Annotated in this window: 20 protein-coding genes and 1 pseudogene; 14 read left to right on the forward strand and 7 right to left on the reverse strand. The window is 67.9% G+C overall.

Translation table 11 applies throughout. The annotated features are described in order from the left end of the window. The gene (gene fliJ / locus WS87_RS16960) at positions 1 to 459 is read left to right on the forward strand and encodes a flagellar export protein FliJ (RefSeq protein WP_059607431.1); all 459 of its coding nucleotides are present in this window, start codon (positions 1 to 3) and stop codon (positions 457 to 459) included. Between the two features lie 31 nt (positions 460 to 490). Further along, positions 491 to 1,861, forward strand: coding sequence for a flagellar hook-length control protein FliK (locus WS87_RS16965; protein ID WP_059819935.1), 1,371 nt, complete (start codon positions 491 to 493; stop codon positions 1,859 to 1,861). Between the two features lie 33 nt (positions 1,862 to 1,894). Here the strand turns inward: WS87_RS16965 and WS87_RS16970 are convergent, their stop codons facing one another. Continuing rightward, the gene (locus tag WS87_RS16970; protein WP_059819936.1) at positions 1,895 to 3,538 is read right to left on the reverse strand and encodes a GMC family oxidoreductase; all 1,644 of its coding nucleotides are present in this window, start codon (positions 3,536 to 3,538) and stop codon (positions 1,895 to 1,897) included. A gap of 720 nt (positions 3,539 to 4,258) precedes the next feature. On the opposite strand from WS87_RS16970, the gene WS87_RS16980 reads away from it, so the two are divergent. Further along, the gene (locus WS87_RS16980) at positions 4,259 to 5,701 is read left to right on the forward strand and encodes a coniferyl aldehyde dehydrogenase (protein ID WP_059819937.1); all 1,443 of its coding nucleotides are present in this window, start codon (positions 4,259 to 4,261) and stop codon (positions 5,699 to 5,701) included. 70 nt (positions 5,702 to 5,771) lie between these two features. Here the strand turns inward: WS87_RS16980 and WS87_RS16985 are convergent, their stop codons facing one another. Both WS87_RS16985 and WS87_RS16990 read right to left on the reverse strand, forming a co-directional pair. Further along, complete coding sequence (locus WS87_RS16985; protein ID WP_442861402.1) at positions 5,772 to 6,794, reverse strand: serine/threonine protein kinase; 1,023 nt, start codon at positions 6,792 to 6,794, stop codon at positions 5,772 to 5,774. Between the two features lie 58 nt (positions 6,795 to 6,852). Beyond that, positions 6,853 to 7,065: a hypothetical protein gene (locus WS87_RS16990; RefSeq protein WP_011886311.1), complete on the reverse strand. Its 213-nt coding sequence runs from the start codon at positions 7,063 to 7,065 to the stop codon at positions 6,853 to 6,855. A 627-nt stretch (positions 7,066 to 7,692) separates the two neighbouring features. Here WS87_RS16990 and WS87_RS17000 point away from each other — a divergent pair. Both WS87_RS17000 and WS87_RS17005 read left to right on the forward strand, forming a co-directional pair. Next, positions 7,693 to 8,574, forward strand: coding sequence for a DMT family transporter (locus tag WS87_RS17000; protein ID WP_059819939.1), 882 nt, complete (start codon positions 7,693 to 7,695; stop codon positions 8,572 to 8,574). A 301-nt stretch (positions 8,575 to 8,875) separates the two neighbouring features. After that, positions 8,876 to 9,061 carry a hypothetical protein gene (locus tag WS87_RS17005; protein ID WP_014895742.1) on the forward strand — a complete coding sequence of 62 codons (186 nt, stop codon included), beginning with the start codon at positions 8,876 to 8,878 and terminating at the stop codon, positions 9,059 to 9,061. Between the two features lie 119 nt (positions 9,062 to 9,180). On the opposite strand, the gene mgrA is transcribed toward WS87_RS17005, so the two are convergent. Then, the gene (mgrA, locus tag WS87_RS17010; protein WP_059819940.1) at positions 9,181 to 10,224 is read right to left on the reverse strand and encodes an L-glyceraldehyde 3-phosphate reductase; all 1,044 of its coding nucleotides are present in this window, start codon (positions 10,222 to 10,224) and stop codon (positions 9,181 to 9,183) included. A gap of 184 nt (positions 10,225 to 10,408) precedes the next feature. On the opposite strand from mgrA, the gene WS87_RS17015 reads away from it, so the two are divergent. Continuing rightward, positions 10,409 to 10,615, forward strand: coding sequence for a DUF3185 family protein (locus WS87_RS17015; RefSeq protein WP_059534988.1), 207 nt, complete (start codon positions 10,409 to 10,411; stop codon positions 10,613 to 10,615). A 157-nt stretch (positions 10,616 to 10,772) separates the two neighbouring features. On the opposite strand, the gene WS87_RS17020 is transcribed toward WS87_RS17015, so the two are convergent. Then, entirely contained in the window at positions 10,773 to 11,546 is a 774-nt protein-coding gene (locus WS87_RS17020; RefSeq protein WP_059819941.1) for a phytanoyl-CoA dioxygenase family protein, read from the reverse strand. A 353-nt stretch (positions 11,547 to 11,899) separates the two neighbouring features. Between WS87_RS17020 and WS87_RS17025 the strand changes: the two genes are divergently transcribed. Continuing rightward, complete coding sequence (locus WS87_RS17025) at positions 11,900 to 12,241, forward strand: hypothetical protein (RefSeq protein ID WP_059819942.1); 342 nt, start codon at positions 11,900 to 11,902, stop codon at positions 12,239 to 12,241. 118 nt (positions 12,242 to 12,359) lie between these two features. On the opposite strand, the gene metK is transcribed toward WS87_RS17025, so the two are convergent. Continuing rightward, on the reverse strand, positions 12,360 to 13,547 hold the full coding sequence (gene metK / locus WS87_RS17030; protein ID WP_043184698.1) for a methionine adenosyltransferase: 1,188 nt from the start codon (positions 13,545 to 13,547) through the stop codon (positions 12,360 to 12,362). Between the two features lie 265 nt (positions 13,548 to 13,812). Between metK and lpxL the strand changes: the two genes are divergently transcribed. Beyond that, positions 13,813 to 14,697 (forward strand): lauroyl acyltransferase LpxL, encoded by an 885-nt coding sequence (lpxL, locus tag WS87_RS17035; RefSeq protein WP_059819943.1) that lies wholly within the window; start codon positions 13,813 to 13,815, stop codon positions 14,695 to 14,697. A gap of 21 nt (positions 14,698 to 14,718) precedes the next feature. Here the strand turns inward: lpxL and WS87_RS34260 are convergent. Continuing rightward, a pseudogene (locus tag WS87_RS34260) lies at positions 14,719 to 14,842 on the reverse strand (HigA family addiction module antitoxin); the annotation flags it as partial. A gap of 151 nt (positions 14,843 to 14,993) precedes the next feature. Between WS87_RS34260 and dapF the strand changes: the two are divergent. The 6 genes from dapF to dksA all read left to right on the forward strand — a co-directional run bounded on the left by dapF (position 14,994) and on the right by dksA (position 21,029). After that, positions 14,994 to 15,863 carry a diaminopimelate epimerase gene (gene dapF, locus WS87_RS17045; RefSeq protein WP_059691933.1) on the forward strand — a complete coding sequence of 290 codons (870 nt, stop codon included), beginning with the start codon at positions 14,994 to 14,996 and terminating at the stop codon, positions 15,861 to 15,863. Positions 15,864 to 15,899: 36 nt separating this feature from the next. Next, a complete protein-coding gene (locus tag WS87_RS17050; RefSeq protein WP_059534978.1) occupies positions 15,900 to 16,625 on the forward strand; it encodes a DUF484 family protein in 726 nt (241 codons plus the stop codon). A gap of 10 nt (positions 16,626 to 16,635) precedes the next feature. After that, complete coding sequence (gene xerC / locus WS87_RS17055) at positions 16,636 to 17,556, forward strand: tyrosine recombinase XerC (protein ID WP_059534976.1); 921 nt, start codon at positions 16,636 to 16,638, stop codon at positions 17,554 to 17,556. A gap of 77 nt (positions 17,557 to 17,633) precedes the next feature. Then, on the forward strand, positions 17,634 to 18,848 hold the full coding sequence (locus WS87_RS17060; RefSeq protein ID WP_059819944.1) for a class I SAM-dependent rRNA methyltransferase: 1,215 nt from the start codon (positions 17,634 to 17,636) through the stop codon (positions 18,846 to 18,848). Positions 18,849 to 19,046: 198 nt separating this feature from the next. Next, positions 19,047 to 20,117, forward strand: coding sequence for a CobW family GTP-binding protein (locus WS87_RS17065; RefSeq protein ID WP_059819945.1), 1,071 nt, complete (start codon positions 19,047 to 19,049; stop codon positions 20,115 to 20,117). 495 nt (positions 20,118 to 20,612) lie between these two features. After that, positions 20,613 to 21,029 carry an RNA polymerase-binding protein DksA gene (dksA, locus tag WS87_RS17075; RefSeq protein ID WP_006477498.1) on the forward strand — a complete coding sequence of 139 codons (417 nt, stop codon included), beginning with the start codon at positions 20,613 to 20,615 and terminating at the stop codon, positions 21,027 to 21,029. Positions 21,030 to 21,094: the final 65 nt, after the last annotated feature.

The raw sequence follows: 21,094 nt of genomic DNA on the forward strand, positions 1-21,094 counted from the left end.
ATGGCACACGGCTTTCCCCTTCAACTGCTGCTCGACCGCGCGCAGGAAGATCTCGACACGGCCGCGAAGCAGCTCGGCACCGCGCAGCGCGACCGCACCGCGGCCGCCGACCAGCTCGATGCGTTGCTGCGCTATCGCGACGAGTATCACGCGCGCTTCGCGCAGTCCGCGCAACACGGGATGCCGGCCGGCAACTGGCGCAACTTCCAGGCGTTCATCGATACGCTCGACGCGGCAATCGTGCAGCAGCGCAACGTGCTGGCCGCGGCCGAAGTCCGCATCGACGAGGCGCGTCCCAACTGGCAACAGAAGAAACGCACCGTCGGTTCATACGAAATCCTGCAGGCGCGCGGCGTCGCGCAGGAAGCCCAGCGTACGGCGAAGCGCGAACAGCGCGACGCCGACGAACACGCCGCGAAGATCCTGCGCATGCGGGCCGATGCGGCCCGTTCGGCGTAACCGCTCACCGCTTTCGAACGAGAGAATCGTCATGCCTCCCCTGCCCCTGCTCGGCGTGCTGCTCGACACCGCCGGCACCGCACTCAAGGCGATCCGCGACGCGGGTTCGTCCGCCTCCGCCAAGTCCGCCGGCAACGATGCCGCAAGCGGGCCGGCCGCCATGCCGTTCGCGCAGACGCTGAAGCAAAGCGTCGTCACGCGGCACGACGCGGCAACCGCCGACAAGCCGGACGCCTCGACGAAACAGGCGTCGTCGACATCCGCCGCCGGCACGAAGTCCGCCGACCGCGACGACGACCCGTCGACCGAAGACGCCAGCGCGACACTCAATCCCGACGCTGCCGCGCTCGCCGCGGCAGCCGCCGTGCAGGCGCAACTGCAGGCGCGCGCGAACGACGCGGCGCCGGCCAATGCCGATACCGCTGCCACCGCCACCGCCGCCGCCACGACAGCGACGGCCGTGTCCGGCCAGCCCGACGCGACGGCCGCGCTGACGAATCACGCAAGCAAGGATGCGGCCGCCGAGCCTGCCGTGCCGGTGTCGGGTCGCGACACGCTGCAGGCGGCACTCCAGAAGCTGACCGGCGGCGCGGGCGCCATCGCGATGCCCGCGTCGGGCACGGCCGCGACAGCGACAGCGCCCGCGGCGACGACGTCCGCATCGGCCACCGCCGCACAGCCGACGCCGAAAGTCCCGACCTTCGACCGCACGCTCGCCGACGCGAAAGGCGCGCTCGCGACGCAGCAGGCGCCCACGCAGGCCACCGCGCCGGCGCTGCAGGCCGGCGCAACGGCCCAACCCGCTGCGCAGCATGCGTTCGCGGCCGCCGAAGAAACCGCCAGCCCGGCCGTCGACGCGACGGTCGCCGCCGCCGCGACGGCTGCGGCAGCCGTACAGGCGAACCTCCAGGCATCGCCCGCCGCAAGCTCGATCGCCGCGGCCAACGCACACGTGCTGGCGCCGCACGTCGGCACCGCCGACTGGACCGATGCGCTGAGCCAGAAGGTCGTGTTCCTGTCGAATGCGCACCAGCAGAGCGCCGAGCTGACGCTGAACCCGCCGGACCTCGGCCCGCTGCAGGTCGTGCTGCGCGTCGCGGACAACCACGCGCACGCGCTGTTCGTGTCGCAGCACGCGCAGGTGCGCGACGCGGTGGAAGCCGCGCTGCCGAAACTGCGTGAAGCGATGGAAGCGGGCGGGCTCGGCCTGGGCAGCGCGAGCGTCAGCGATGGCGGCTTCGCGTCGCAGCAGCAGAACCCGCAGCAAAGCTTCGCCGGCGGCCGGCCGTCGCCGCGCGCGCGCGCCGGATCGTCAGCCGTCGACGCACCGGTCGACGCCGCGCAATCCGCAGCGGCCGGCGCAACCGTGAGCCGCGCGGGCCTCGTCGATACGTTCGCCTGAGCATCGCGTCGGTCGTGTGCCGGTGCGCGCCGCTCAGCGGCCGTGCGCCGCCGCGGCCGCCTCGTTGCGCGGCACGCCGCCGCCCCGGCGCGTCGCGACGATGAAGTCCGCCGCGCGCTCGCCGATCATCACCGACGGCGCATTCGTGTTGCCGCCGATCAGCGTCGGCATCACCGACGCATCCACCACCCGCAGCCCCTCGACGCCCCGCACGCGCAGTTGCGGATCCACGACCGCGCGCGCATCCGAGCCCATCCGGCAGGTGCCGACCGGGTGATAGATCGTGTCGGCATGCGCGACGATCGTCGCGCGCAACTCGGCTTCGCTTTGATCCGCCCGCGTGTACAGCTCGCGCCCGCCCTGCGACGCGAGCGGCGCCTGCGACAGGATCCGGCGCATCGCCTGCGCGCCGCGCACGAGCAGGTCGAGATCGCGCGTATCGCTGAAGAAGCGCGGATCGATCAGCGGTGCGTCGCGCGCATCGCCGCTCGCCAGCGCGACCGTGCCGCGGCTGAACGGGCGCAGCGCGCACACGTGCAGCGAATAGCCGAAGCCCCAGTGCATCTTGCGGTTGTGATCGTCGACGAGCGCCGTGCAGAAATGCAGCTGCAGGTCCGGACGATCGAGCGACGGGTCGCTCTTGATGAAGCCACCGGCTTCCGCGACGTTGCTCGTCATCATCCCCGTGCGGCTCGAAAAGTAGCGCGCGAGCGCCGGCGTCATCTTCGAGATCCCGCGCAGGCAGACGCCGACCAGCTCCGACGAATTCACGCGCGTGTTGATGATGAAGTCGATATGGTCGATCAGGTTGGTGCCGACGTCCGGCGCGTCCTGCACGACCGCGATCCCGTGCCGGCGCAGCTGTTCCGCCGGACCGATCCCCGAGCACATCAGCAGTTGCGGCGAATTGAACGCGCCGGCCGACAGGATCACTTCCGCGCGTGCACCGAGCGTCTCGACGCGTCCGTCGCGCGACACCACGACCCCGACCGCGCGCTTGCCGTCGAAGCCCACGCGCAGCACCGTCGCATCGGTGATCACGTGCAGGTTCGGCCGGTCGCGGTCGTAGATGTACGCACGCGCGACGCTGCAGCGCGAGCCGTCGCGATGCGTGACCTGATAAAAGCCGACGCCTTCCTGCGTCGCACCGTTGAAGTCGTTGTTGAGCGGATAGCCGGCCGCGTGCGCGGCCTGGATGAATCGTTCGGAGAACGGATTGCGAAAGCGCAGATCGGACACCGTCAGCGGGCCGTCCGCGCCGTGCCATGCATCGGCGCCGCGCGCGTTGCCTTCCGCGCGGCGGAAATACGGCAGCACGTCCTGCCAGCCCCAGCCCGTCGCGCCGAGTTGCGCCCATTCGTCGTAATCGCCCGGGTGGCCGCGCGTGTAGATCATCGCGTTGATCGCGCTCGAGCCGCCCATTCCGCGCCCGCGCGGCTGATAGCCTCGGCGGCCGCCGAGGCCCGGCTGCGGCACCGTCTCGTAACCGTAATTCGTGCCGAGCTTGAACGGCACGAGCGCCGCGATTCCCACCGGCATGTTGACGAGCAGGTTGCGCTCCGTGTGCGAGCCGGCCTCGATCAACGCGATCGTCGCGTCGGGGCATGCATCGGCGAGGCGGCTGGCGAGGCTCGAGCCGCCCGACCCTCCGCCGACGATGATGTAGTCGTATTGCATGTCACGTCTCCTTCGTGTCATGAACGGCGCCCGGCGCGGCCGGCTCCCGCTTGTAATGTTCGGGCATTGTAGGAATGGCCGTCGCGCGCGCGGCACGCCGATTCAAGAGCGATTCCTCTAAACGCCCGCGTGAACTAAATTTAAGATGTATCGATTGATGCGACGCGATGCATCGGCCGCCAGAAGCCGCGCCGTCGCGAAACTGGGGAGACGACGATGCAGCGCGACGTTCTGCAGGCCGCGTGCCGACCGGGTTGTCCGGACGCACCGCGCGCGGCCCGCATTTCATTTCAAACGGATGCCCGGACGGTGACGTGCAACACCGTGCGCGCGGCCGGTCGAAATCGAACGACGCCACGTATCGCCGACCGTTTGGACGGCTCGTCGCATGCGCCGCACGACCTGCCGATGCGTGCTTCGCCGCGTGCATCGCACTGCCCTGCTTCGGTGCGCCGGCAAGTGCCCGCCACGCGCCATCGCACACTGGCCGGACATCGCATCCGGCCATCCGCGCGGACCGTGGAATCCCGTTTTCGGACACGACCACCGTCGCGCGGATGCGACGCTTGCCGCACGCTGCACCCTGTTTTCGCCCGTGCCTCGCATCCGGCCCCGTGCCGCGCGACGCGCGCCATCCCGACCCGCCCCGCCACGCTCGCCGAGCGGGCACGTGCGGCCTGACTGCTGGCCGACGTGCCACGCCCAACTGGAGGAGACGACATGAAGAACGATTTGCCCGAACTGGCCCCGCAAGCGCTGCCGTCGGTCGATGCCTTGACGTCGCTGCTGCGCGACCAGCGCGCGGCCTACCTGCGCGCGCCGTACCCGGAGTGGGACACCCGCGCGCAGCACCTGCGCGCGCTGCGCACGATGCTGATCGATCACGCCGATGCGCTCGCCGACGCGATCAGTGCCGACTTCGGGCATCGCGCGAAGCAGGAAGTGCTGCTGTCGGAAATCTGGATGGCGAAGGAAGAGATCGACGACGCGCTCAGGCACGGCAAGCGCTGGATGAAGCCGATCCGCAAGCCGATGAACAAGTGGCTGCGGCCGGCGCGCGCGAAGGTGCTGCCGCAGCCGCTCGGCGTGGTCGGCATCGTCGTGCCATGGAACTATCCGATCCTGCTCGCGGCCGGCCCGCTGATCTGCGCGCTCGCGGCCGGTAACCGCGCGATCGTCAAGATGTCCGAACTGACGCCGCGCACGTCGGCGCTGTTCGAACAGCTGATCGCGAAGACCTTCTCGCGCGACCACGTCGCCGTCGTGAACGGCGATGCGGAGGTCGGCGCCGCGTTCAGCGCGCTGCCGTTCGATCACCTGCTGTTCACCGGCTCGACGCACGTCGGCCGCCACGTGATGCGCGCCGCGGCCGACAATCTCACCCCGGTCACGCTCGAGCTCGGCGGCAAGTCGCCGGCCATCGTCGGCCCGAATGCACGCTTCGACGCGGCCGTCGACGCGATCGTCGGCGGCAAGACGCTGAACGCGGGCCAGACCTGCATCGCGCCCGACTACGTGCTGCTGCCGCGCGGGATGGAAGCCGCGTTCATCGAGCGCGCACGCGCGCGCTTCGCGAAGCTGTATCCGGACCTGTCGACCAACGGCGACTACACGACGATCGTGTCGCCGCGCCATTACGCCCGGCTGCAACAGCTCGCGACCGACGCGCAGGCCGCCGGCGCGCAACTGCATCCGCTGTCGGACGTGCCGTCCGATCCCGCGTCGCGCCGCTTCGTGCCGTGCGCGGTCACGCACGTGCCGGCCGCGTCGCAGCTGATGCAGGAGGAGATCTTCGGGCCGCTGCTGCCGCTCGTGCCGTACGAGCGGCTCGACGAAGCGATCGCGTACGTGAACGCGCGCCCGCGACCGCTCGCGCTGTATCTGTTCGATGAGGATGGCGGCACGGTCGACCGCGTGATGCGCGAAACGATCTCCGGCGGCGTGACGGTCAACGATGCGTTGCTGCACATCGCGTGCGGCAGTTTGCCGTTCGGCGGCGTCGGCGCGAGCGGGATGGGCGCGTATCACGGCTACGACGGCTTCGTGACGTTCTCGAAGATGAAGCCCGTGCTCACGCAGGCGCGCCTGAATACCCGCGGGCTGATCGCGCCGCCTTACGGCAAGCGCTTCGCCGCGGTGATCCGGATGATGTTGAAGTTCTGAGCGGCGCGGGCCGCGCGTTGCGCGTCGGCCCGCCCGAACCTGCCGCGCGGCGACGTTGCCGCGCGCGCCGTCACACGGGCCAGAGCGGCCCTTCCTGCATCGCGCCGATCTGCTCGCGCAGCTCGAGCACGCGTGCTTCCCAGTAGCGATGCGTGTTGAACCACGGGAACGCGGCCGGAAACGCCGGATCGTCCCAGCGGCGTGCGAGCCATGCCGCGTAGTGGATCAAGCGCAGCGTGCGCAGCGCTTCGACCAGATGCAGTTCGCGCGGCTCGAATTCGCAGAAGTCCTCATAACCGGCGAGCAGGTCCGCAAGCGCGCGCGACGCGCCTTCGCGATCGCCGGGCAGCAGCAGCCACAGATCCTGGACCGCGGGCGCCATCCGGCTGTCGTCGAAGTCGACGAAATGCGGGCCCGCATCGGCCCACAGCACGTTGCTCGGATGACAGTCGCCATGCGTGCGCAGCAGACGGATCTCGCCCGCCCGCTCGAACGCAGCCTCGACGCCTTCGAGCGCGAGCGTCACCGCCGTCTCGTAGGCGGGCCGTACATCGTCAGGAATGAAATCGTGCGCGAGCAGATAGTCGCGCGGCTCGTAGCCGAACGTGCGGATGTCGAGCACGGGACGCGCGACATACGGCTGCGTCGCGCCGACCGCGTGAATCCGGCCGATGAAGCGGCCGAGCCATTCGAGCGTGTCGCTGCGGTCGAGGTCGGGCGCGCGACCGCCGCGCCGCTCGAAGATCGAGAAGCGGAAGCCGTCGAACGCGTGCAGCGTGAGGCCGTCGATAACGCGCGCGGGCACCGCCGGAATCTCGCGCGCGGCGAGTTCGGCGACGAACGCGTGCTCTTCCAGGATCGCTTCGTCCGACCAGCGCGCGGGCCGGTAGAACTTCGCGACGACGGGCGGGCCGTCCTCGATGCCGACCTGGTAGACGCGGTTTTCGTAGCTGTTGAGGGCGAGCAGGCGCCCGTCGGTGCGCAGCCCGGTCGGCATCAGCACGCTGTCGAGCGCGTCGAGCACGCACTCGGGCGTGAGGCCGGCGAACGGCGGGCCGGCGGGAACTTCGGGGGCGGAAGTGACGTCTTTCATGCCCCGCATTGTGCCGTCAGCCGCGCCGAAACACGAGCGTCCGGTGCGGCACGCGCGCTCAGTGGATCGCGGCGCCGGCCGGCAGCACGGATTCGCCGGTGTCGATCAGGTCCTCGAGAAAGAACGGCTCGGTGTTGAGTTCCTTCGACTCGCCCGGCACGCCCGCGTACCAGGTCACCATGGCCATGTCGCCCAGAACACGCTGAACGATGCCGCGCGCGCCCTTGGGCACCGCGATATGGGTAGTGCAGACAATCGACCCGACATGCATGATGGTTCCCCACTCTTGAAACTTGAAACCCGGCTCGCTGGCGAGCCGGCAAATGCACGATCCGCGCCGCCCTCGTCGGGGTGTTGCGCGTGATCCCATTGTTCACGGTTTATCGAAGCGCGAAAAGAAGAAGAAGCAGGCGAAGTGCCGCGAATTCGTCGAATGTCTCCAATCAACCACTGCGCCGCGCGTGCGCTTGCACGGGCGGATACCCCCATCATACCCTGTCGAATGTGACCGTCCGCCGAATCCGGCCACACGCACGGCACCGGCCTCCCGCCGACCGTGGTTGCATCAGGCGGCCGCCCTGCGTTACCTTTGACGTTCATTCGCGTTCAAGCGCATTTCGACACGATGCAACCGCTCACGTCCGCTCTCGCAAATTCCCGGCCGCAGTTCGACTCGCGGCCGCAGGCGTGCGCGCATCCGTCGGTCCTCCCTCCTCCTGTCGCACCGCCGCTCGTCGGCGCCCCGCCGCCCCCGCCGGCGGCACGCGTCGGCTGACCAGCCGGCTTTCGGTTTCCGTTTTCCCTTCGCCCGTTTGCGGCCGTTCGTGCGCCATGACGCACGGCGCGTTCCCGCGCGCGCGACGTGGAACGTTTCGATCCGTTCGACAGGTGGATTCACATGGTTTCGTTCAAACGCGCGCTCGCCGCGCATGGCGTAACGTCGCTCTTCGTCTTGCTGTGGAGCAGCGGCGCGATCTTCGCTGAACTCGGTCTGCGTCACGCATCCGCGTTCGTCTTTCTCACCGCACGCTTCGCGCTCGCGTCACTCGTGCTGGTCGTGCCGGCCGTCATGCGCGGACGCTGGCTGCCGCCGCGCGGCGAGCGGCGCATGGCCGCGCTGACCGGCCTGCTGATGATGGGCGGCTATTCGATCTTCTATCTGCTCGCGCTCGAGCGCGGGATCGCGCCGGGCGTGCTGGCAACGATCCTCGGCGTGCAGCCGATCCTCACGCTCGCGATCGTCGAGCGGCGCTGGCAACCGATGCGCGTCGCGGGGCTCGGGCTGTCGCTGGCCGGTCTCGCGCTCGTCGTGTGCCGCGGCGTGGGCGGTGCGGGCCTGCCGATCATGGGCGTCGCCTGCGCGCTCACGGCGCTCGTCGCGCTGACCGCCGGCTCGCTGCTGCAAAAGCGCGTGCGCGCGGCGCCCGCCGACGTGTTGCCGCTGCAGAACGCGATCGGCCTCGCGCTGTGCGTGGCGATCCTGCCGTTCCGGCCGATCTCGGTCGAGGTCGGCTGGGCGTTCATCGTCCCGCTGCTGTGGCTCGGCATCGTGATCTCGGTGATCGCGCAGTTGCTGTTCTACCGGTTGATGCAACGCGGCGATCTCGTCAACGTGACGAGCCTGTTCTATCTCGTGCCCGTCGTCACCACGCTGATGGACGCGGTCTGGCTCGGCAACCGGCCTGAACCGCTCGCGCTCGCCGGCATGGGCGCGATCGTCGCGGGGCTCGCGCTCGTGTTCCGCACGCCGGCCGTTCGCGCGCGACCCGATCGCGCGTAGACAGACGGGCCGCCGCACCTGCGGGTGCGACGGCCCGTATCGAACATGTCCGACGTTTCAGCGCGAACCGAAAGGAGCGGGAAAGAATGGTGCAAGGCATTCGTCCGACTTACCGGAAAAGTGCGGAATCCCCGGGGTTTTCCGCATACTTTTAATGGTTCGGATAGCGAAAAACGCAGCGACGTTGCCTATACTCGAACTGCCGGCCCCCTTCGCAATGGGGTCGGCCCAATACGAGAAATGCCCGGCTAGGGGCTGGAAGACGCGTGTGCGCCTGTTCCAGCCGGCTATGGAGACACGCATGACGACCTACTTCACGATCGGCGACTTCATCCTGTTGATTCCGATGGCGCTGGCCGGCGCGCTATTTCTCGGCGCGGTGCCGTGCGCAACCGAATTCCGTCACAACCTGCTGCGCGTGCTCGGCGTCATCCTCGGCGTCGGCGTGGCGGTATTGCTCGTCGAAGGCCTGCCCGCGCTGCTCTAGCGACGCGTTGGCGTGCGCCGGTCACGCTGCCGCATCGCGGCGACGTAACCGCTTGTGTGCGTGCACAGCGATACGGCATGCAATGATTCGCATCCCGTATCGACTTTCCTTGATGCCGATCAGATTGCCTGATCGGTGGACGGTTTTTCCCACAGATTGATGCCGCCCTCGGTCGCGTAGCGATCGATCTCCGCGAGTTCGTCGGCCGAGAATTCGAGATTCTTCAGCGCGCCGACGTTTTCACGCACCTGCTCCGCACGGCTCGCGCCGATCAGCGCGGACGTCACGCGGCCATTGCGCAACACCCATGCGAGCGCCATCTGCGCGAGGCTCTGCCCGCGCCGCTCCGCGATGCCGTTGAGCTTGCGCACGTGCTCGAGGTTGTCCGCGCTCAGGTGATCCTGCTTCAGCGAGCCGCCGCCCGGCTTGTTCACGCGCGCATCGGCCGGCACGCCGTTCAGATATTTCGACGTCAGCAGCCCCTGCGCGAGCGGCGTGAACGCGATGCTGCCCGTGCCGATGTCGTCGAGCGTGCCAAGCAGATCCTGCTCGACCCAGCGGTTCAGCATGTTGTATGACGGCTGGTGGATCAGCAGCGGCACCTTGTATTGCGCGAGCAGTTCGGCCATCTCGCGCGTCTTCGCGGCCGAGTACGACGAAATGCCGATGTACAGCGCCTTGCCCTGCTGCACGGCCGATGCGAGTGCGCCGGCGGTTTCCTCGAGCGGCGTGTGCGCGTCGAAGCGGTGCGAATAGAAGATGTCGACGTAGTCGAGCCCCATCCGCTGCAGGCTCTGGTCGAGGCTCGCGAGCACGTACTTGCGCGACCCGCCGCCGCTGCCGTACGGCCCCGGCCACATGTCCCAGCCGGCCTTCGTCGAGATCAGCAGCTCGTCACGGTATGGCCGGAAATCTTCCTTCAGCAGCCGGCCGAAGTTGGTTTCGGCGCTGCCGTACGGCGGCCCGTAGTTGTTCGCGAGGTCGAAGTGATTGATGCCGAGGTCGAACGCGGTGCGCAGGATGTCGCGCTGCGTCGCGATCGGCGTCGAGTCGCCAAAGTTGTGCCACAGGCCGAGCGACAGGGCGGGCAGTTTGAGCCCGGATTTGCCGCAGGTGCGGTATTGCATGTCGGCATAACGTTCGGAAGCTGCTTCGTAGGCCATGAGTCGGTTCCGTGAAGACGTCGGGGATGGGACGCGCGCCGCGCGCGAACATCGCGCGCCGGCGGCGAGGGAAACGTACGACGGTTATGGTATCGAACGTGGCCGAAGCGCGCACGACCATGGACGCGACCGCGTGCGTCGCCTACACTGCGGCGTCTCGAATCACCGTTACAGCGAGGTTGGTATGTCCCGGGTCATCTCGGTTGCGCTGCTCGTCGGCGGCGTCGTGCTGCTGTATTTCGGCGGCCAGTCGTTCCATTCGATCAACGACAACGTGTCGCGCTTCTTCACCGGCTCACCCGCCACGAAGACGATCCTGCTGATCGCCGGCGGCGCCGTCGCATCGCTGATCGGCCTGATCGGCCTCGCGATGCCGGGCAACAAGCGCTGATCGCGCGGCCGCGCGACGCACGCCGGCGGCCCGCATCGCACGAGCGGGCTGCACGAAACGCAACGGGCGGCCCAGGCCGCCCGTTTGTTCATCCGCCCGCGCGGCCGCAGCGCCGCATCGGACAACCGGCGCGGCTGCGCCGCCGCCCGAACCGCCGTTAGAACTGCACTTCCGGCTTCGCCGCCGAACGCGTGCCCGGCATCGGCCGGTTGCTCACGCCGTGGTACGTATAGACGAGCGAGAACTTCACCTGGTCGGAGCGGTTCTGCCCCGCCGAATGCAGCGTGTTGCAGTGGAAGAACACGACGTCGCCCGTCTGGAGCGGCGGGCAGGTTGCCGCGTCGATCATCTTGCGGTTTTCCGGCAGGTCGCTGCGGAAGAATTTCGCGTCGTCGAACGCTTCCGGCCCGAATTCGGCAGTATGCGAACCCGGCACCAGCCAGAGCGCACCGTTTTCATTCGTTTCCGGACCGAGCGCGAGCCACACCGACACCATGTCCGCGCGTTCGAACGACCAATAGCGGAAGTCGCGATGCCAGCCCGTCAGGCTGCCGTACGCGGGGTGCTTCGTCATCATGCAGTTGTGATGTGCGCGCGACAGCACCGGCTGCTCGCCGAAGTACTCGCGCATCCACGCGCCGATTTCGGGCGCGATCGCGCGCGCGGCGAACGCCGGATCGCGCGTGTAGGCATCCAGCAGCCGCCGCACCGTATGCCCGCCCGGCGCATGCTTCGATTCGGGCGCGCCCGGGTAGCGCAAATCCGCCTCGAACTCGATCGGCTCCGCCGCTTCCTGCAACTGGCGCACCGCGATTTGCTTGAGCGCCGCACACTGCGCCTCGTCGACGAGGCCGCGCGCGACGACGAAGCCGCGTTCGCGCAATTCCGCGACTTGCGCGCGGATCGATTCCGACTGCAATGAAGACGACATGGGATGCCAGACGTTTATCGTGTGAATGTGACGATTGTAAATCGGCGCCGGATGCCGCGAACAGCGCCATTGTCGTACGCAGGGGCATGCCAATCGCCGATTTGATCTGGCGCAAGGGAACTGTGCGGCGCAGCGCGAGCCTCAGCGACAGGCGGTATGCAGCCACACGCTTGCGGCACAAGGGTTTATCGCGACTTTTGCACGTCATGAATCCCTTGTAGCCTGTCGCGGCCTGTCAATTCTGGCGGGCGCGGCGCGCAACGACTTTCGTTAAGATCCGTTGCGCCTTCCGAGGCCGTTCATACCAGTGCGCTTTTCAAGGGCGCCATTCATACAAGCGAAGCATCGTTCACATGCCATTCCGTCTGACTTCCCGTCTCAACCGCACTGCGAAACGCGTCGCGCCGTCCGCTCCCGCCCGCCCGCTGCGCCATCATCGCGCACGCACGCAGGCGCTCGCCGAGCACACGCACGCGCACAGCCGGCTGGACGGCATCCGTGCCTGGTTCCACGCGTTCTTCTCGATGATGAGCGCGCAGGCGTTCGCACGCCGCGCCGGCCTGCGCTCGCTGCTGCAGAAACCGTCGTCGCTGCGCGCGCTCGCGCTGCGCCGCACATTGGGCCCGCAGCGCCGCATCAACCGCCCGCGCCGCCTCGCGGCCAGCAACGGCTGGTTCGGCTTCAGCGCACGCTGAAGCCGCGCCGGCGGGCAGCGCTCGCCACGATCGCCGCGACGCCGTCATTCCGACGGCGATCGACAGGCATAAAAAAAACCCCGGCATGCCGGGGTTTTTCGTTTCGGGCGGACGACGCTTACGCGACGCGTGCCGTCGGCTCCACGCCGGCCGCTTCGGCCAGTGCGAGCGCCTTGTCGGTCGCTTCCCACGAGAATTCCGGCTCTTCGCGGCCGAAGTGGCCGTAAGCTGCCGTCTTCTCGTAGATCGGGCGCAGCAGGTCGAGCATCTTGATGATGCCCTTCGGACGCAGGTCGAAATGCTCGCGCACGAGCTTCGTGATCACCGCATCCGACACGCGGCCCGTGCCGAACGTGTTGACCATCACCGAGGTCGGCTCGGCGACGCCGATCGCGTACGACACCTGGATCAGCGCGCGCGATGCGAGGCCTGCCGCGACGATGTTCTTCGCGACGTAACGGCCGGCATACGCTGCCGAACGGTCGACCTTCGACGGATCCTTGCCCGAGAACGCGCCGCCGCCGTGCGGTGCGGCACCGCCGTAGGTATCGACGATGATCTTGCGGCCCGTCAGACCGCAGTCGCCCTGCGGGCCGCCGATCACGAACCGGCCGGTCGGGTTCACCAGGAACTTGATGTCGCCCTTGATCAGGTCGGCCGGCAGCGTCGGCTTGATGATTTCCTCGATCACGGCTTCGCGCAGCGCCGGCAGTTCGATGTCCGGTGCGTGCTGCGTCGACAGCACGACGGTGTCGATCGAATCGGGCTTGCCGTCGACGTAGCGGATCGTCACCTGCGACTTCGCGTCCGGGCGCAGCCACTGCAGGCGGCCGTCGCGGCGCAGGCTCGCCTGACGCTCGACGAGACGGTGCGACAGGTGGATCGGCAGCGGCATCAGTTCCGGCGTTTCGTCGCATGCGTAACCGAACATCAGGCCCTGGTCGCCCGCGCCTTGATCGAGGTTGTCGTCATGCGCGCGGTCGACGCCTTGCGCGATGTCCGGCGACTGCTTGTCGTACGCGACGAGCACCGCGCAACCCTTGTAGTCGATGCCGTAGTCGGTGTTGTCGTAGCCGATGCGCTTGATGGTGTCGCGCGCGATCTGGATGTAGTCGATGTTGGCCGTCGTGGTGATTTCACCGGCCAGAACGACGAGACCCGTGTTGCACAGCGTTTCGGCTGCAACGCGCGAATATTTGTCCTGCTCGAGGATGGCGTCGAGAATCGCGTCCGAGATTTGGTCCGCGACCTTGTCCGGATGGCCTTCGGAGACGGATTCGGACGTGAAGAGATAATCGTTTGCCACTTTTTCAGGCTCCTGTGTGGTTACGGTTGGTTTCACGTAGCCAGCTTCGTTGGGCCTGAAGCGGCGACGCTTTAGCGGATTACCAGGACCGGGCAGCGCGCTTCGCGCCAGCCGGCTTCGCCCCGCAAGTTGTCAGTTAACTCGGCGAAGCCCGTATTATAGCGGCTTTCGTGAATTGTCACAGAGCGCCACCCGTGCTGCATCGTCCGCTGTCCTACCCCCCTGTTCGCAACGTGCCGGCCAGCCGGCCCCACGGAGATTCCGCATGCTAGGCCGCCTCGGCACGCACCTCGCCATCGGCTTGCTGAAGCTGTTCGCCCTGCTGCCGTACGGCTTGACCGCACGGTTCGGCGACGGCCTCGGCTGGCTGCTGTACCAGATTCCCAGCCGGCGAAAGCGCATCGTACATACCAATCTGAAACTCTGCTTCCCCGACTGGAGCGACGAACGGCGCGAGGAAGTGGCGGGCCAGCACTTTCGCCACGCGATCCGCAGCTACGTCGAGCGCAGCGTCCAGTGGTTCGGCTCCGAGCGCAAGCTCGCGAAGCTGATCCAGGTCGACAGCGCGGTCGATCTCACCGATCCGGATCTGCCCCCGACGCTGTTCCTGGGCCTGCATTTCGTCGGCATCGAGGCCGGCTCGATCTGGCTGAACCGGTCGCTGCAGCGCCGCTGCGGGTCGCTGTACCAGCCGTTCTCGAATGCCGTGCTCGAGGAAGAGGCGAAGCAGGCCCGCGGGCGTTTCGACGCCGAGATGGTCGGCCGCGCGGACAGCGCGCGCGTCGTGCTGCGCTGGCTCCGCGACCGCAAGCCGGTGATGCTCGGCGCCGACATGGACTACGGTCTGCGCAATTCGACGTTCGTACCCTTCTTCGGCGTGCCGGCGTGCACGTTGACGGCCGTGGGTCGGCTCGCGAAGACGGGCCGCGCGCAGGTCGTGCCGTTCATCGGCGAGGTGCTGCCGAACTACAAGGGATACCGGCTGAAGGTGTTCAAGCCGTGGGACAACTACCCGACCGGCGACGACGATCTCGACGCGCGGCGGATGAACGAATTCCTCGAGGAGCAGATTCCGCTGATGCCGGAGCAGTATTACTGGGTGCACAAGCGCTTCAAGACGCGCCCGCCCGGCGAGCCGAGCCTCTACTGAGCCGAACCCGCGGGCGCCCCGTCAGATGCGCGCCCGCACCCGTTCCGCCTTCGGCGCGCCTTTCGCGCGCGCCTGCCAGAAAATCGTGGGCCGACTGCTGCGCGAGCCACGGATCCGCCCTCCCGCCGTTTTCCTCGCCCGGCCATCCGAATGACGCCCCGCCCGCGCAGGACGCCCCTGTCGGCTGCATGTATCATTTGCGGTTGAGATCAGCACGACGAACGACGCCGCCCGGCCTGGCGGCACGCCGCGTCCGCCGTGCCGACCGCCCTGTTCGCCATGGAATTCCGGACCCAGTGAAACTCTCGTTCACCAAGATGCACGGCGCGGGTAACGACTTCGTCGTGCTCGACAGCTATTCGCGCGCGCTGCCGCCGCTCACCGAGGCGCAGGTGCGCGCGCTCGCCAACCGACACTTCGGCATCGGCGCCGACCAGTTGCTGCTCGTCGAGAAACCGACCGTCGACGGCGCGGACTTCAAATACCGGATCTTCAATTGCGACGGTGGCGAAGTCGAACATTGCGGCAACGGCGCGCGGTGCTTCGTGAAGTTCGTCAGCGACCGCGGCCTGACCGACAAGCGCAGCGTGCGCGTGCAGGTGATGAAGGGCCTGATCACGCTGACGATGCAGGACGACGGCGAAGTCGTCGTCGACATGGGCGCGCCCGTGTTCGCGCCGGCGCAGGTGCCGTTCGACGCCTCGGGGCTCGATGGCCGGACCGAAGGCAACGACACGCTGTGGCCGCTCGACGTCGGCGGCCACACGCGCTGGATCTCGACGGTGTCGATGGGCAACCCGCACGCGGTGCAGGTCGTCGACGACGCCGAAGCGTATCCGGTGCTCGACGAAGGCCCGTTGATCGAGCTTCACGCCCGCTTCCCGCAGCGCGTGAATGCCGGTTTCATGCAGATCGTGTCGCGCAACGAAGTGAAGCTGCGCGTGTACGAGCGCGGCGCGGGCGAGACGCTCGCGTGCGGCACCGGCGCGTGCGCGGCGGTGGCGGCCGGCATCCGGCGCGGCCTGCTCGATTCGCCGGTGACCGTGCACACGCACGGCGGCACGCTGACGATCAGCTGGGACGGCGCGCGCGACGAAACCGCCGCGCTGATGATGGCCGGGCCCGCCGCGACCGTGTTCGAAGGCGAGATCGACCTGAACGTCTGACCCTTCAACGTCCTGATAACTGAACGCTCCAGCCACATGAACGATCGCGAAGTCGCCGACTACCTGCTCGCCAATCCCGAATTCTTCGCGCAACACGCGGAACTGCTCGCGACGATCCGTCTCGCAAACCCGCACGGCAAGGCCGCGATCTCGCTGCAGGAGCGGCAGATGGAGATGCTGCGCGACAAGAACAAGCATCTCGAGCGCCGGCTCGCCGAGCTCGTGCGCTACGGCCACGAAAACGACAGCCTGTCCGCGAAGTTCAGCCGCTGGACCGCGCGCGTGATCGCGGAACGCGACCCGTACGCGCTGCCGCGCACGATCGCCGAAGGCATCGCCGACGTGTTCGACGTGCCGCAGACCGCGCTGCGCGTGTGGGACGTCGCCGACACTTACGCGCAGGCCGATTTCGCGCGCCAGGTCGGCGAGGAAGTGCGCCTGTTCACGAACGGGCTGTCGACGCCGTACTGCGGCGCGAACACCGGATTCGAAGCCGCCCAGTGGCTCGCGCCCGCGCTCGCGGCGCCGGCCGTGAATGCGGCGGAAGGCGCTGAAGCCGCGCCGGCCGGCGACGGCGCGGCCACCTCGGTCGCGCTGCTCGCGCTGCGCGCGCCGCTCGGCGGCACCGACGCCCCCGCATTCGGCCTGCTGGTGCTCGGCTCGCCCGATCCGCGCCGCTTCCACGACGGGATGGCGACCGACTTCCTCGCGCAGATCGCGACGCTCGCGAGCGCCGCGCTCACGCGCCTGCTGCCGCACTGATCCCGCTCCCATGACCGACGATCCGATCGCCGCCTACCTGTCGAACCTGAAGCACGTCAGGCAGCTGTCGGAACACACGCTGCGCGCATACACGCACGAACTCGACGAACTGAAGAAGCTCGCCGCCGGCCGCCCGCTCGACGCGCTGACGGCCGCCGACATGCGCGGCGCGGTCGCCCGCGCGCATGCGGGCGGGCTGTCCGCGCGCTCGATCGCGCACCGGCTGTCGGCATGGCGTGCGTTCTACCGCTGGCTCGCGCAGCGCATCGAGATGCCCGCGAACCCCGTCGCCGCGGTGCGTGCGCCGAAGCGACCGAAGACCCTGCCGAAGGCGCTGTCGGTCGACGACGCATCGGCATTGATGGACGCGCCGCTCGCCGGCACGACCGAAGGCATCCGCGATCACGCGATCCTCGAGCTGTTCTATTCGTCCGGGCTGCGCCTCGCCGAACTGGTCGGCCTCGACGTCATGTACACGCAGGCGGACGGCTACCGCTCGGCCGGCTGGCTCGATCTCGCCGAAGCCGAAGTCACCGTGCGCGGCAAGGGCAACAAGGAACGCAAGGTGCCGGTCGGCCGCAAGGCGATCGAGGCGCTGAACGCGTGGCTCGCGGTGCGCGGCGAATTCGTGAAGCACGATCCGCATCCGCTGTTCGTGTCCGTGCGCGGCAACCGGATGGCGCCGGGCGTCGTGCGCGACCGCGTGAAGCGCGCGGCGCTGGCAGCGGGCATCCCCGCCAACGTCCACCCGCACGTGCTGCGCCATTCGTTCGCGACGCACGTGCTGCAGTCAAGCGGCGACCTGCGCGCGGTGCAGGAACTGCTGGGCCACGCGAGCGTCGCCGCGACGCAGGTCTACACGTCGCTCGACTTCCAGCATCTCGCGAAAATTTACGACAGCGCACATCCGCGCGCGAAGAAGCGCGACTGACGCGCGCCCCCGCCCTCCCCGCCGCGCATGGCGGCCGGCCACGGCCGGCGCCGTCCGCGGCCCCTTTCGATCCGATCATGCAAACCGTCACACTCAGACCGTCCAAGGAAAAATCGCTGCTGCGCCGGCATCCGTGGATCTATGCCAATGCGATCGACCGCGTCGACGGCACGCCCGCGCCCGGCGCGACCGTGATCGTGCGCGCGCACGACGGCCGCTTCCTCGCGCGCGGCGCGTACAGCCCGCAGTCGCAGATCCGCGTGCGCGTGTGGAGCTTCGACGAGAACGAGCCGATCGATCACGCGTTCTTCAAGCGCCGCGTGCAGCGCGCGGTCGCGCACCGCACGACGATGGTGTCGGGCACGGGCGCGGTGCGGCTCGTGTTCGGCGAAGCCGACGGGCTGCCGGGGCTGATCGTCGACTACTATGTCGCGGACACGGCCGAGCCGGGCGCCGCGCCGCGCGGCCAGCTCGTGTGTCAGTTCATGGCCGCGGGCGTCGAGGCGTGGAAGGACGCGATCGTCGCGGCGCTCAGCGGCGCGACCGGCTGCCCGAACGTGTACGAACGCTCGGACGTGTCGATCCGCGACAAGGAAGGGCTCGCGCAGACGACCGGCGTGCTCGCCGGCGACGCGCCGCCCGCGACACTGATCGCGAACGAAAACGGCGTGCGTTATCACGTCGACGTGCCGAACGGCCACAAGACAGGCTTCTACGTCGACCAGCGCGACAACCGCGCGCTCGTCGCGCAATACGCGGCCGGCCGCGACGTGCTCAACTGCTTCTGCTACACGGGCGGCTTCTCGCTCGCGGCGCTCAAGGGCGGCGCGAACCGTGTCGTGTCGATCGACTCGTCGGGAGACGCGCTCGCGCTCGCGCAGCAGAACGTCGTCGCGAACGGCTTCGATGCCGGGCGCGCGACCTGGCTCGACGCGGACGCGTTCAAGACGCTGCGCCGCCTCGTCGACGAAGGCGAGCGCTTCGACCTGATCGTGCTCGATCCGCCGAAGTTCGCGCCGACCCGCGACAGCGTCGACCGTGCATCACGCGCCTACAAGGACATCAACCTGAGCGGCTTCAGGCTGCTGCGCCCGGGCGGCCTGCTGTTCACGTATTCGTGCTCGGGCGCGATCGACATGGACCTGTTCCAGAAGATCGTCGCGGGCGCGGCCGCCGACGCGAAGGTCGACGCGCGGATCCTGAAGCGGCTCGGCGCGGGCGTCGATCACCCGCTGCTCGCCGCGTTCCCGGAAGGCGAATATCTGAAGGGCCTGCTGTTGCAAATCGTCTGACCGCCCCGATCTACGCGCACACCCGCGTCCGCCGGCCCGCCCCGCTGGCGGCTCCGCGCTCGAGCCTGTCGTCCGGACGACGGGCGAGGGCTTGACAGGTATGTTTCAATGGATGGTTGTGCGCCCCGGCTCGCGAGTCGACGGCGCGACGCACACATCCTGGTTTTGACCCCGATTCACGAACCACAGGCGACCGACATGGCCACTCCCGTCACCATCCTCACCGGCTTCCTCGGCAGCGGCAAGACGACGCTGCTCAAGCGCATCCTGAACGAACAGCACGGCATGAAGATCGCCGTGATCGAGAACGAGTTCGGCGAAGAGAATATCGACAACGAGATCCTCGTGCAGGACACGAACGAGCAGATCATCCAGATGAGCAACGGCTGCATCTGCTGCACGATCCGCGGCGACCTCGCGCGCGCGCTCGGCGATCTGGCCGCGAAGAAGCGCGAAGGCAAGCTCGACTTCGACCGCATCGTGATCGAGACGACCGGCCTCGCGAACCCGGGCCCAGTCGCGCAAACCTTCTTCATCGACAGCGAGATCGCCGACGATTTCCTGCTCGACGCGGTCATCACGCTGGTCGACGCGAAGCATGCGGACGCGCAGCTCGACGAACACGAAGTGGTGCAGCGCCAAGTCGGCTTCGCCGATCGCCTGTTCGTCACGAAGTCGGACCTGGTCGACGACCAGACCGTCGCGGCGCTCAAGCACCGCCTGATGCACATGAACCCGAAGGCGACGATCAAGATCGTGAACTTCGGCGATGCCGACATCAAGGAAATCTTCGACCTGCGCGGCTTCAACCTGAACGCGAAGCTCGAGATCGACCCGGACTTCCTCGCCGAGGACGACCACGCGCACCATCACCACGATCACGACCATGATCACGATCACGCGCATTGCGACCACGATCACGGTCAATGCGCGCACGATCACGACCACGGCCACCACCACGCGCATCACGACGACAAGATCAAGTCGTTCGTGTATCGCAACGACCGCCCGTTCGACCCGAACAAGCTGGAAGACTTCCTCGGCGGCATCCTGCAGATCTACGGCGAACGGATGCTGCGCTACAAGGGCGTGCTGTACATGAAGGGCGTCGACCGCAAGGTCGTGTTCCAGGGCGTGCACCAGATGATGGGCAGCGACCTCGCCGCGAAGTGGCTGCCGGTCGAGAAGAAGACCAACAAGATGGTGTTCATCGGCGTCGACTTGCCGCAGGACCTGATCACCGACGGCCTCGACGCCTGCCTCGCCTGAGCCTTCGGGCCGGCGTTGCGCGCCTTCCATGCGGCCGCCTTCCGGGGCGGCCGCGGCGCTTGCGCGGTGCCTTTTCCGGGCAGGGTTTCGCCGTCATCGCTTTTTCGCGATTTGCGCGTTATATTTTCTAGATATTGGCGCAGCCGACGGGGATCGACCCGATACGGCGCCCGCTTGCGATTCAGTTACAATACGTGCCCGCTGGAGTACGGCAACAAACAGGCCCGGTTCTTGCTGAACCAGTTTTCCGGGCATCGCAACCGCGCCGGATCGCCAATCCGCCTCTCGGCCGCGGCCGATGCAATGTGCCGCGCAGCACACCGGTTCGCAGCGCGCGCAACTCCGCGCCAGGCCTATCCTGGTATTTGAGAACCGGTTTTCCAGAGGCTTTCGGCCCCGCGGCGGCAAATCGCAAATGATTGCAAGCGCAGTTGCGGGTAATCCCAAAGTGCAGGCACTATCTCCTGATTTGCCGCACATTGAAGAAGCAAGCAGATGACGAAGAAACTCTTGACCGAAGCCGAAATCCTGAAGATGAGCGACAAGGATTACATGAATGAGGATCAGCTCGCCTTCTTCAAAAATCGGCTCGAACAGTTGCAGGCGGACATCCTCAAGAACGCAGGCCAGACGACCGAGAACCTGCGCGAGACGGTGATCGTCCCCGATCCCGCCGACCGCGCGACGATCGAGGAAGAGCACGCGCTCGAGCTGCGCACGCGCGATCGCGAACGCAAGCTCCTCAAGAAGGTTCAGCAGTCGCTCGCCCGCATCGATTCCGGCGATTACGGCTGGTGCGAGGAAACCGGCGAGCCGATCGGCATCCCGCGCCTGCTCGCGCGCCCGACGGCCACGCTGTCGCTCGAGGCGCAAGAGCGCCGCGAGCTGCGCCAGAAGCTGTTCGGCGACTGATCGAGCGGCGTTCCGCTCCGACACGCTGCTTCCCGGAAGCGCGCGGCCTGCCGCGCGCTTTTTGT

Origin of the sequence: Burkholderia sp. MSMB0856 (assembly GCF_001524645.2) — a bacterium.
Classification (GTDB): Bacteria; Pseudomonadota; Gammaproteobacteria; order Burkholderiales; family Burkholderiaceae; genus Burkholderia; species Burkholderia diffusa.